This is a genomic window from Syntrophomonas wolfei subsp. methylbutyratica, from assembly GCF_001570625.1.
GTDB lineage: Bacteria > Bacillota > Syntrophomonadia > Syntrophomonadales > Syntrophomonadaceae > Syntrophomonas > Syntrophomonas methylbutyratica.
Window position 1 is genome coordinate 203,361 of sequence record NZ_BBQT01000001.1, and the last position, 12,091, is coordinate 215,451.

9 protein-coding genes are annotated in these 12,091 nt (G+C 47.4%); all 9 read right to left on the reverse strand.

All coding sequences use genetic code 11. The annotated features are described in order from the left end of the window. Nucleotides 1-141 precede the first annotated feature (141 nt). The 9 genes from AWB54_RS00975 to AWB54_RS01015 all read right to left on the reverse strand — a co-directional run bounded on the left by AWB54_RS00975 (nt 142) and on the right by AWB54_RS01015 (nt 11,903). Nucleotides 142-1,338, reverse strand: a complete 1,197-nt coding sequence (locus AWB54_RS00975; RefSeq protein WP_061212774.1) for an ABC transporter permease — start codon at nt 1,336-1,338, stop codon at nt 142-144. Nucleotides 1,339-1,352: 14 nt separating this feature from the next. Further along, on the reverse strand, nt 1,353-2,507 hold the full coding sequence (locus AWB54_RS00980; protein ID WP_061212775.1) for an ABC transporter permease: 1,155 nt from the start codon (nt 2,505-2,507) through the stop codon (nt 1,353-1,355). Next, a complete protein-coding gene (locus AWB54_RS00985) occupies nt 2,500-3,225 on the reverse strand; it encodes an ATP-binding cassette domain-containing protein (protein ID WP_061212776.1) in 726 nt (241 codons plus the stop codon). Before AWB54_RS00985 ends, AWB54_RS00980 begins: the two co-directional genes overlap by 8 nt. Nucleotides 3,226-3,231: 6 nt before the next feature. Then, the gene (locus AWB54_RS00990) at nt 3,232-4,260 is read right to left on the reverse strand and encodes an HlyD family secretion protein (protein ID WP_082735933.1); all 1,029 of its coding nucleotides are present in this window, start codon (nt 4,258-4,260) and stop codon (nt 3,232-3,234) included. Between the two features lie 110 nt (nt 4,261-4,370). Continuing rightward, nucleotides 4,371-4,967, reverse strand: coding sequence for a TetR/AcrR family transcriptional regulator (locus AWB54_RS00995; protein ID WP_061212777.1), 597 nt, complete (start codon nt 4,965-4,967; stop codon nt 4,371-4,373). 240 nt (nt 4,968-5,207) lie between these two features. After that, on the reverse strand, nt 5,208-5,780 hold the full coding sequence (locus tag AWB54_RS01000; protein WP_061212778.1) for a TetR/AcrR family transcriptional regulator: 573 nt from the start codon (nt 5,778-5,780) through the stop codon (nt 5,208-5,210). A 75-nt stretch (nt 5,781-5,855) separates the two neighbouring features. Beyond that, nucleotides 5,856-8,960, reverse strand: a complete 3,105-nt coding sequence (locus tag AWB54_RS01005) for an efflux RND transporter permease subunit (protein ID WP_061212779.1) — start codon at nt 8,958-8,960, stop codon at nt 5,856-5,858. Continuing rightward, complete coding sequence (locus AWB54_RS01010) at nt 8,960-10,102, reverse strand: efflux RND transporter periplasmic adaptor subunit (RefSeq protein ID WP_061212780.1); 1,143 nt, start codon at nt 10,100-10,102, stop codon at nt 8,960-8,962. Before AWB54_RS01010 ends, AWB54_RS01005 begins: the two co-directional genes overlap by 1 nt. A 169-nt stretch (nt 10,103-10,271) precedes the next feature. After that, complete coding sequence (locus AWB54_RS01015) at nt 10,272-11,903, reverse strand: choice-of-anchor L domain-containing protein (protein ID WP_061212781.1); 1,632 nt, start codon at nt 11,901-11,903, stop codon at nt 10,272-10,274. Nucleotides 11,904-12,091: the final 188 nt, after the last annotated feature.

Here is a 12,091-nt window from a genome sequence, read left to right on the forward strand (position 1 = left end):
TATTTTATTTCCTTACCCTTCTTATTTATACATAATCTTCATTCTTCCTGCTTTTTGGGGAAAGCAAAATAAAGAAGGGGACCAGGTACTCCGATTGTTAAACTTTAAAACAAATAACTTAACAACTTAAGTGCCTGGCACCTAAACCCGGCGGGGATATTCCGGGCCGCCATTTACCCTTATTTTATCTTCAGCGATAGGCTCCCGGTCCTTACGGAAAGTACCGGAGAGGGCAAGTCCAATGACAATCATAATGCTAAGACCCAGCACATTATAAGCTATATCCGGGAAACCCAGGTTCTTAATAGTGACCTTGCGAAAAGCTTCCGCCATCCAGGTAAACGGTGTTAATTCGGAGATAGCGATGATTATCCCCGGTATCCGGTAACGCGGCCAGGTATACCCGGATATCATAAATATGGGAATTGACAAGAGAATCAAGTAACGGCTGATTTGCAGGCTGTTCTCCGCATACAAGGAGATAAAAAAGCCCAGGAAAATAATGGCGCAGGTATAGAGAAAACCCAGCAGCGCTATTAACAGGATGCTCCCCTCAATCTTGAGCAGGATAAAATGATGAGCAAACCATAGCAAAAGGGCATAATTAAAAAAGCCGGCTATAATATAAGGCAAAGACTTGCCGAATATTATTTGCCAGCGTTCCAGGGGACTGGCCAGATAATGAATCCAGGTGTTGCCCTCCTTTTCCCGGGGTATAGTAAGGGTAACCCCCAGAAGACCAAGCTGGTGCAAGATTATAAAAATAACCCCCGCGTAAAGGAAGTTAATATAACTATATGTAGGATTATACCAGGTCATTATACTACAGTTTACCAAATTTAATACTTCATCACTCTGGGCCGGATGCATACCCATAGACTGCAGGTAAGCAGCAGCATAGCGGCGGTTGAATTCATCCATCCCTTCATAAGCAAATTTACGTATATTATAACCCCAGAGCAAGTTGCTCGCATCATAGACGACCAGAACCTCAGTACTTTGTTTCCGGGCGAGTTTTTTAGAAAAATCCTCCGGGACGACTATTCCTCCACGAATTATTCCCTCCCGCATAGCTTTTTCCATTTTCTCGCAAGTATCAATTTCGGGATTTATTTTAAAATGCTGACCAGTGCTAAAATAATCCGCGACCTCCCGGCTGGCCAGGCTATTATCCAGGTCAACCAGAGCAAAGGGAACATCGTTTATGGCAGCGGAGTAATAAACCGAACCCATCAAAAAAGCAAAAAAGAGGGGAGCGAGGAAGACGATAGCAAATGCCACCCGGTCTTTTAGGATGTGCCGCACTTCGTAGTTGGCTATATTCAGCATAGTTCTCATGATTCTCCCCCTTTTTAGCTGGTTTTCTGCGGTACTAACCTGAAAATTACCGCAGTTAAAGCGTAGGCCACCAGGGCAAACAACAGGAATTGAAAATAGTATTGCGACATATAGGCCCAACTGGCATCTTTCATACTGAGAAAGATTACCCCCTGGAAAAAGCCGGTCTGTGGCAGCCATTTGACCACCTGGGCCAGTATTTGCGGCATCGCCTCCAGAGGCCAGGAAAAACCGGAAAGTACAAAAGCAGGTACCGCTATAGCCATGACTATGCGGCTGGCATCGGCGGCAGTGCGGGAAAAGCTGGAAACCAGTGTCCCCAGGCTATGCATCGCCACCGCAAAACCCATGGTAAACAGCATTAATTTGCCGAAATCACAACGCAAAGGAAGGTGCAGTACTTCAAAACACAAGCCGTATAAAACTGCCACCGTAGCCATGAAAATAACCAGGTGAGCCAGGATCTTAGCTAGAAAAATTATAAACAGGGAACGGGAGGATGATTTTAAATGTACCCAGCTGCGGGTGCCCGTTTCACCTATAATGGTCATGGCTGATAGCAAAGTACAGCATTGTTGCCAGATATTAAGCACCAGTCCCAGCACCAAGAAGAAAGCATAATTAATAGTAGGGTTAAACCAGGGTTCGTCAACGATATTTACTGCCATCAAAGCATTCATCGCATCCTTCATATGTTCTCCCTGGGCGAGCAAAACTTTTACCCCGCTTTTTACCTCAATAGTACGTACCACCTGCAAAACGGCCACACTGGCATTGATCGCATAGACCATGTTGCTGCCATCAATAATCATGGCCACCCGGGTGGGGCGCCTCAATTCTTGTTGCTGTCCGAATTTTTCCGGAATAACTACCCCGACCACTACTTCGCCTTTTTCGATAGCTCTTTTTATTTCCTCGTAGCTATTATAATAAGCAACTACATCAAGGTTTTCCGCCTGCTTTATATCAGAAGCCAAGGCCCGGCTTTGCGCGCTGCGATCCAGGTCGGCAATAGCGGTCGGTATATCGGTCAAAACCTGCGCTCGGTAAGCCAACCCAAAAAGAAGCAAGGAAAGAAGCGGCATCACCAAAAGCACGACACGCAGGCCGCGATCACGCCATATATATGTAAACTCCCGCCGGAAAAAAGCATAAAAAAGCCTAAGCATCCTGTTCACCACGCTTTTTGGGAATCACAGCATTTAGCTCTTTCCATATATTCTCCGCCTCATCCGGGCTATAAATCTTAACCATACCGTCATCCAGCCAGGCTACACGATCCAGGTAATGAACATGTTCCATATTGCTAAAGCCGCATAAACAGCTATTGCCCTCCTCAAGATATGCTTCCAATACCTGCAAAATGACGCTGCGCGACTCCAGGTCGATATCACGGATAATTTCATCAATAATCAAGATTTCAGGACGATTCAAGAGGGCACACGCCAGAGCTACACGCTGGTAAACACCAACCTGCAGGCTGGGTAGAGTTTCGCGCAGGTAATCTTCTAATTGCAAGCGTTGAATAACGTCCTCCAACCGCTCGAAAGGGGCTTTTTTGATTACCCTGAATAAATCCAGGTTTTCGGCTACATTCAAGTCAGCAAAGAGACTGGGTTGCTGGGTTACCAAACCCATCTTTTTCTTGTAGGCCTGGTTTTTGGCGATATTCTGTCCCAGTATTTCTATAGTCCCGGATTTGATTCGATCAACCCCCAGGGCTGCGTGCAGAAGCGTAGTCTTGCCCGTACCGCGCAATCCGAACACCCCCAAACACTCTCCCCGGTATAGATCCAGGTCAACGCCTTTAAGCACCGTACGCTTGCCTACTTTCTGCACCAGGCCCCTGATAGAAATAACTACTTCCTTGTCGCCGGTGTTTTTCATAGGCTCCTACTCCTTCTCTAAAATACGTACTGATGCCGTCATTCCGGTTTTCAGGCGTAAATCATTATTGGGAATATCCACCCGCAGCTCGAAAGAGCGAATATCATGACTGTACATTTCATTAACCGCCTTATGTACGGCAAATTCCCCGGCATCACTTACTTTGATGACCTTACCCGGGAAAACCTCATCCGGATGAGCCGGAACCCTTACCTCAGCTAATTGGCCCAGTTTAACCCGGCCAATCTTGCTTTCATCAATATAGACCTTGACATAACTCTGCCGCAGGTCACTTATTTCAAAAACAGGAGTACCTGCATTAAGCATTTCCCCGGTTTCCAGATATTTTATAGTAATAAAGCCATCAATAGGAGAATGCAATTTAGTGTTAGCCAGGTAAGCTTCTGCCTCCTGTACCGCCCCCTGAGCCTGCTCAGCCACCCCCCGGGCTGCCTCGCATTCATGCCGCGCTACTTCCACCTTTTCCCGCCCGGCCAGAGCTTCATTCAGTTGACCCTGAGCCGCTTTCAGCGCATTGCTGGCTTCATCAAACTGGCTGTCGGCAATGGCTCCGCTTTCATGCAGGCTTTGGGCCCGATCGTATTTCTGCTGGTAGTTGGTCAGGTTGGCTTCCGCCTTGGTTATCAGCGCCTCAACTGTCTGGCTGGTGGCAACTACCCCGCTCTCCGCTTGCCGGGCCCGGCCCTGGGCCGCAGCCAGTGCCCCCTGGGCCTGCGCCAGTTTCGCCTCGATTTCACGATTATCCAGCTCCGCCAGCAACTGCCCCTTTTTTACTTCCATACCTTCATCCACATAGATGCTAGCAATTCTACCAGGAACCTTGAAAGCCGCATTAACTGTTGTCGCCTCAATGGTTCCGGTAGCGCCAAGGCTTTCGTGGGCCTGGGTAACCACCGTTTGCTGTCTCTGAAAATACCCAAGCAGAATAGCTATGGCAGCCACGAACAACAGCAATAAAAGAATGAATACAGCGTTACGCTTGGTTTGAAGTAACCCTGACACCTTGGATTGCATTATTCCTCTTCCCCCTTTTTCTCCTCTTTTTTTATTCCAGTACCCGGCAGATAAGTTATTGCAATTTTATCTGTCGGGCAGCTAGCTGCTAAACCGCTATACCATGCCAACTAGGCCAAAATCCCCCGCGTCAAAACCAGCTTCATCAGACTGGTAATCCGCTCCGGAGCAAAATCCCAGTTTTTTTCACCCACAAAAGGAAAGGTGGCGTCCTGAAAGATGGTTTCCAGCAAACGAGCCAGCTCGTAGCTGTCCACCGGAATCAACTGTTTCTCTTCCTGCCCCCGTTCAAATACCGCCACTGCCATTTCCAACTTCCTTCTAAGCTTATTAAGGATATCCTCCATCCATTCCTCCCGTACCTTGTTTTGCAGGCGGCGCCGGACCCAGGAAGATAGAATATGGTTATATCCCCGGAAGAATTGAAATTGCAGAACCAGATAGTTGTCTATGGCGGACAGTAAATCATCATTATCCAGGCACTGTTCCTTAATGTCCTGGCAGAGCTGACCCAGTTCCTGGGATATAAGGCAGGTCAGCAGGTGATCCTTGTTCTTAAAGTAGAGATAGATGGTACCCTTGCCACAACCTACCTCCCGCGCTATCTCATCTACCGTCACCGCCTCAAAAGGCCGGTTGGAGAAAAGCTGGAAGGCCGTTTCCATAATAACCTGCTTTTTAAGCTCCTTTTCCCTCTCTTTCAACAAGAAATTTCACCTCCCTGTCCAGTCAGTTCTTAAACTGACCGCTCAGTTTTATAGCCTCATTTTACCCCTGCCAGTAAATTTTGTCAAAGAATAAAATAGTACCAGGCAGCAGTTGTTAAGTAATTAAACATTAATTAAAACAACCAGTACCTGGTACCAAGGTGTTAATAAGGAAAGTAAACTAACCCACTTATCATCAATGGTTGTGGCCCCCGGGCCATGGGGGGTTAGTTTAAAAATTTATTTTTTCAAGCCGTTCATGAGTATGTCGGTAACATCGCGGGCCAGCACCTCCGGTGCAATTTCCCAGCCGTCCAGGGTGATGGGAGCCCACATAGCTGCTACGGAGCCGGTTAATAATACCTTCACCAGCATGGGGTCAAGCTCGCGCAGCTCTCCCCGGGCCATTCCCTCTTCTATGATTTCCACCACCCGCTCTTCTTTTTCCTGGCGCTGAGTGTAGATCCATTCCCTCAGTTCCTGGTCAAAAACATCACTATCCCAAAATACCAGGCGGGTCAGTTCTTTATTATCCCGGCAAAATTTAATGTGGGTCTCAAAAATGATACGAAGCCTTTGCTCTACGGGTAATTGCTTCATCTCTTCCGGGTTGAAATTTTGGTAGTAGACCTGCAGGCTTTTATTGAGCATATCCTGAAATAGCTGCAGCTTGCTGGGGAAATATTCATATATGGTTCCCTTCCCTATCCCCGCCACGGCAGCAATCTCCTCCATACGGGCATTATGATAACCCTTGGAGGAAAAGACATGTACCGCCGCCTCCAGAATCAACTCTCTTTTACCTTTTTTCATATCTACTCTCCTCTGCAGGATACTATGGCCTGAAGCAAGGGGAAACAAGGGGACGTTCTTTTTGCTTCCCCCTTACTATCCTCTGCGAAGCTTAAGCTTTTGCCCCCAGTCGTCAAATATGCTGTAAACCACCGGCACCAGTATCAGAGTGATAAAGGTGGAAACCAGCAGGCCGAAAATTATCACTATGGCCAGGGGAGCATCGGCTTCGGCTCCTTCCCCTATCCCTAAGGATAACGGGAACATGGCCAGTATGGTGGCAAAGGCGGTCATAAGTATAGGGCGCAGCCTTACCCGCCCGGCTTCAACTATAGCCTCATCCCGCTCCATGCCGCGCTCGCGCAGCTGTTTCAGGTAGTCCACCAGGACAATGGCATTGGCTACCACGATTCCCACCAGCATTATTATCCCGATGAAAGCCGATACGCTGAAGGCTTTGTTGGTCAGGAGCAAGCCCAAGACCACGCCTATAAAAGCGGTAGGCACCGAGAACATTATAACAAAGGGGTTGAAGAAAGATTCATATTGTATAGCCATTACCGCATAAACCAGGATAATGGCCAAAATCAAAGCAATACCCAGACTTCTGAAGCTATCCATCATATCTTTGTTCTGCCCGCCATATTCAATACTATAACCTGAAGGCAGGTTAATCTTATCTACCTCGTTTTGTATATCCTTCATTACCACGGAGAGATCGCGGTTTAAGAGGTAGGCGTTTATCTCCGCTCGGCGCACCCGGTCCACCCGCGTAATCTGAATAGGTCCGGGGGCCATTTCGAAGCTGGCGATTTGCGACAGGCGCAAAACCCCTCCCCGGGAGGTGCTGATAGCCAGGTTTTCCAGGTATTCGAGTTCTTTATGATTTTGCGGAGAATAACGCACCCGGACATCCACCTCATCACCCCCAACCCGGTATCGAGTTGCGACATTTCCCTGCATGGCGTTCTTTATATCTGACGCTACCTGCATCGGGGTTAAACCATAAGCAGCCGCCCGTTTGCGGTCAATCTTGACCTGTATCTCCGGAATGCCGTCACTCAATGACGAAATGACTTCGCGGGTACCGGGAACTTTTCTAACTATCTCCGCAACCTCTTCCGATATTTCCCGCAGAACCTGCATATCGTCTCCCCGCACCTGTACACTAACCGGCCCGCCGCCGCTGGGACCGGTGGAAGTTAGATCCATCATGCTGACTTTGATTTTAGAACCGGCTATCCCGCTAAGCCTGCTGCGGATATCTTCGGCCACCTCATCCCCGCTGCGCTTACGTTCGTTTTTCGGGACTAATTTAATATAAATGGTAGCCTGATCCGCTTTGGTTCCGGAATCGAAAAACATGCTGGCCGAGCTGCCCACACTGGAAAATATGGTAAATACCTCGGGAACCTCCCGCAACTGGGCTTCCACTTTTTCCACTACCTGTTCCGTATCTTTCAGCAGCGTACCCTTATCGTTTTCAATGGTGATGGAAATTTCCCCCGCATCCATCGCGGGCAGGAACTCCGCCCCGATAAAAGGAACCAGGGCCAGGGCGCCAACCATCAACAATGTAACTAAAGCCACCACATGACGCCGGTGCCCCAAAGCCCAGCGCAGTATTATTTTATACCTCTCCCCCAGATTATCCAGCCAGTTGCCGAAGTTAAAGACCACCCGGGATACCCTCCCTTTTTCCGGATCCAGCGGCTGCATGGCTTTATCACTGAGCATCCGCGAAGCCAGGAGAGGCACAATGGTTAAAGCTACCATAAGGGAACAAAAGATGGCGAAACTGACGGTTATAGCCAGAGGTTTAAACAAGACAGACGCCAGACCCTCGGCAAACATTATGGGGAAGAAAACCGCAATAATGGTAGTGGTAGAAGCGATAACCGCATTGCCCACCTCTGAGGCCCCGGTGAGGGCAGCTTCCATAGGCGGCAGGCCCAGGCTGCGGTGCCGGTAAATATTTTCAAAAACCACTATGGAGTCATCCACCATACGCCCTATTCCCAGGGCCAGGCCCCCCATGGTAATAAGGTTCAAGGTGCTGTTGTTGACATACATAAGAATAAATGTGGCGATAATCGATAGAGGAATAGCCGTAAAGACTATTAAGGTACTGCGGCCATTGCGCAGGAAAAGAAAGAGAACCAGTATAGCCAGCAGTGCCCCCTCCACCATCATGCGCTTGGTTATATCCAGGGACTGGTTGATAAAAGACGACTGGTCCATGACCACTTGATAATCGAGGTCCAGATCCAGCTCCGCCATTATTTCTTCCATTTCTTCTCTTACCGCCGCACAAGCCTTGACCGTATTAGCATCGCTTTGCTTCAAGCAGTGAATACCCACGGCTTTGCTTCCATTTACCCGGGTAATCTGGGTGTCATCCTTGTAGGCATCTTCGATCATGGCAATATCGTTCAAATACACGCTATTGCCGCTGGGGGTGAGGATAGCCACATTCCGGATATCGTCCAGGTTTTCAAACTGCTGCAGGCTGCGGACATAGTACTCCCGCTCGCCTTCTCGGGCCTTGCCGCCGGAGAGATTGAAGTTTTCCAGCTGCAAAACCTGGTTGACCTGGGTCAAGGTGAGACCGTAATCCTCCAGTTTTACCGGATCTACTTCCACCTTTATCTCCCGTTCCAGTCCCCCGGTAATTACTACCGAAGCTACCTCCGGGATACGGCTGAGGCGAGGCTCAATGACATCCTCGGCAATAGACTGCAGCTGCCCCAGGGATATTTTATCCCCCCCGCGGATACCCATCTGTATAATAGGCATCATGGTAGGGTCCATCTTCAGAACCATGGGCTTTTCCACCCCGCTGGGCAGCGATTTCTCAATTAAACCTATTTTCTCACGGATATCCATGAGAGCACTCTCGATATTCGTTCCCCAGTCGTACTTGATGAGGATAAGGGAATTACCCGAAGTGGATTGAGATTGAATCTCTTTCACCCCGCTCAGGGTATTCAAAATACCTTCCAGGGGCTCGCTAACCTGCGATTCCACCTCTTCCGGACCAGCGCCCGGATATGAAGTCATAACCGCCGCATAGGGGAATTTCATCTCTGGATATAGATCCAGGGGAATTTTAGAAAGGGTAAAAAAGCCGAATATAATCACTACCGCAACCAGTATGCTCATAGTAACCGGTCGTTTAACCGCAAACTCTACTATTTTCATTATTTTGACCCCCCGGCAACAACCCTTACCAGGGTTCCGTCACTGACCAGCGTATTCCCCCGGGTAATTATCTCCTGTCCCGGTTTGAGGCCCTTGCTTATCTCGATATAGTTTTCATTTTTGATACCGGTTTCGACCTCTACTTCCCGGGCCCGGTTCTCCTTATCCTTCATTTCCAGCACATAAACTACCTGGCGCCCGGACTTGGGAACTACCGCATTAACCGGTATGGCCAAAACATCTTTTTTACTCTGGGTATCCACCCGCGCTTCGGCAAACATCCCGGACTTAATAAGGCCCTCCGGGTTGGGCAGGCTTACCTTCACCGAATAGCTGCGCTTAACCGGATCCGGCACCACGGATACACTTTTCACCCGGCCTGCAAAAGGCTTTTCACCTGCAGCCTCTATAGCAACATCAACCGCACTGCCCACTTTTATATAGCTTACTTCCGCTTCGCTCACCAGCAGTTCAATTTCCAATTCCCCGGTATCCGTCACTATCGCCGCCGGCATCTGCGGGTTGGCCGTTTCCCCCAGGGAAAGGTTGATACTGCCCACTATCCCCTCTATAGGAGAAGTCAGGTTGCAGTTTTCCATCTGGTTCTGCAGGCTGGCCAGAGCCGCCTCTGCCTGGGCTACACTGGCGGCCACCGCCCCCGAATTCAGGGATTCATACTTAAGCTTTTCTTCTTCAAACTGGCTGTCGGAGATAGCTCCCGCTTTATGCAGTTCTTCATTGCGTTCAAAGTTCTTGCGCGCTTTTTCCAGGTTCAGCTCATTGGCTACCTGCGCCGCACGTGCTCCGGCCAGAGCCGCCTCCGCCTGCTTCACCGCCACATTTAAATCTTTGCTGTCCAGGCTAAGCAAAAGTTGCCCGGTCCTCACCTTCTGCCCCGGCTGAACATGAATGGCCGTTACCCGAGCCGGCATCTTGGGCATTATGTATACTTCGTTGTGACCCCGTACCATTCCCGAATAACGCATACTCTTGGCTATATCACGTGTTACCGCCGGAGCCGTGTTTACCGTCAAGGCACTCTCTTTGACCAGTTCCTTTTCTTTACCACAACCTGTCGCCAGCATCGAGATTAAAATCAAAAAAATTAGTAAAAAATATTGCCCTTTGCCTTTTCCCTTCACGGGTTCCCCTCCCCATAATCATAACTTACCGACCGACCGGTAGGTCGGTTATATTGAAAGTATAGCCCTAAGGGAAAAAAACGTCAATACGGTGCCAGGCACTTAAGTTGTTAAGTTATTATTCATAACTTAACAACTTAAGTGCCTGGCACACCGTTTTTATTTTATTTTACTGCAAATCGTTAATAGTAAAATGCATAATTATTTGCTTACCCAGGGGTTTCCCAGCCAAGCTTTTGACTTCTGGACTAATGAACAGGGTATAGGTTTGCCCGGGTTGATAACTATAAACTCCTCCACTAGCCTTCATGATTACAGAACGTTTATTAAATGTCAGTTCCGGTATTATTTCATTAATTATCTGACCTGCCCCATCTTTGATATAGAAGTATTCAGAGGTCACTGTCTTAGGGTCGAGTTCTGCACTAAAGTTAATAATGTAATTTTTATCGGTCTGCTTTTCTGTTTTTTCTTCCCATAGAATAGTCTGTGCCTGACCAGCAATGCTATCATCTTCATTAATTAAGATCCTGCTGCGGATATTATCACCGATAATGGCATTGCCCGTTACATTTTTAAGATATACATAAAAGTATTTAATATCGCCTGCTACATTATTGTCCACTATGGTTACCGGTATGGTTTTTGATGTTACCCCAGGCTCGAAAACCAATGTGCCGTTGCTTGTGAGGTATTCATTGGGCGCTTTGGCGCTGCCATCCTTTGTATAGTACTCCACACTTACGCTATTCTGTGCATTGCCGCTGCGGGTAACTGTTATCGTTGCAGTACCATCATTTTCATTCACCTGTTGAGTAGCCTGGGAAAACTGAACAACATCTGATTCGACCGATGTAAAACTGGAGCCTTTTATAAATACGTTAGAATCTAAAATATTATCACCTGCATCGGCTATTGACATCCTGATGGTATGTTTCTGACCCACCTGAACAGCGGCAGTTACAGTAAGCACTGTAGTCAGGCCGTCCATTTCAGTCATTATTTGAGGATCGTTAACATAATCGTATTCATTATCTCTATAATACTGACTGTTCATGCCGTTGTTTACATTATTGATGGCTACTGGGATGTCAGTATTAGGAATTAAGGCTATGTTTTTGCCATTGAGGAAAAAGCCGAATACATCATTAAATCGGGAGTTAACAAACTCATTGTATTCATCGGAAGAAAATACATAATCGAATGAGAAAGTATTCTTGGAGGGAATAAAGTCGAATTCGAGAATTGTAGCATCTTCGGTTTCATATCCAGGAATTAGCAGGTCCAAATGTTCATCACCTTGAAGACCGTTTACATGGGTTATGCCGGGACTAACATTGGGGCCATCAACAAGCCTTATATTGCCGGAACTTAATATAACGCCCTCGTTAAAACCAATAATACTACTATCTGTTGCTGTAAAAGTACCTGCTGAAACATTTGTGCCGGTATATTTTACATTTGATATTTGAACACCCTCACCCATTATTTGTTGTGCTAATTGTTCTGCTGTCTGCTCGGACAGATCCTTTGTAATAATGTATTGGGAGCCTTTTTCAGGATATTGGCCCCAACCGTCATCATAGTCTGGATAGTCAGGATATTGGTTCCAATCACCCTCATCGTTAATGCTGCCAATGTTGTTCTGTTGAGATTCTCGTACAAGCAGGTCATCCCGAGCATAAGCAGGCAAAGCCACCGCCAGACTAAAAAGCATCAAAAGTGTTACCAGCAGGGCCAGCGATTTACAAACAGTCTTAGTCCAACTCCTTACTGATTTCTTCTTATATACTAATTTCATGTGCATCTCCTTTCTCCCGGCCAGGCCGGCCCAAAATCTCATATTTTGCATGGACCTGTATAAGCAGAGGTTTTTTATCCTAACAACACAACTTAATAATTATTGATTGGCACCTCCTCCACATTTTGCATAAGATTCCTAATTAATTTTAAATTAATTTGGAGAAAAAATCTATCCTCCTTAAAAGG

Bases quoted from the DNA above. Each gene is read 5' to 3' on its own strand.
- AWB54_RS01015 (WP_061212781.1), bottom strand. From the start codon at position 11,903: ATGAAATTAGTATATAAGAAGAAATCAGTAAGGAGTTGGACTAAGACT.
- AWB54_RS01005 (WP_061212779.1), bottom strand. From the start codon at position 8,960: ATGAAAATAGTAGAGTTTGCGGTTAAACGACCGGTTACTATGAGCATA.
- AWB54_RS00985 (WP_061212776.1), bottom strand. From the start codon at position 3,225: ATGAAAAACACCGGCGACAAGGAAGTAGTTATTTCTATCAGGGGCCTG.
- AWB54_RS00990 (WP_082735933.1), bottom strand. From the start codon at position 4,260: ATGCAATCCAAGGTGTCAGGGTTACTTCAAACCAAGCGTAACGCTGTA.
- AWB54_RS01000 (WP_061212778.1), bottom strand. From the start codon at position 5,780: ATGAAAAAAGGTAAAAGAGAGTTGATTCTGGAGGCGGCGGTACATGTC.
- AWB54_RS00975 (WP_061212774.1), bottom strand. From the start codon at position 1,338: ATGAGAACTATGCTGAATATAGCCAACTACGAAGTGCGGCACATCCTA.
- AWB54_RS00980 (WP_061212775.1), bottom strand. From the start codon at position 2,507: ATGCTTAGGCTTTTTTATGCTTTTTTCCGGCGGGAGTTTACATATATA.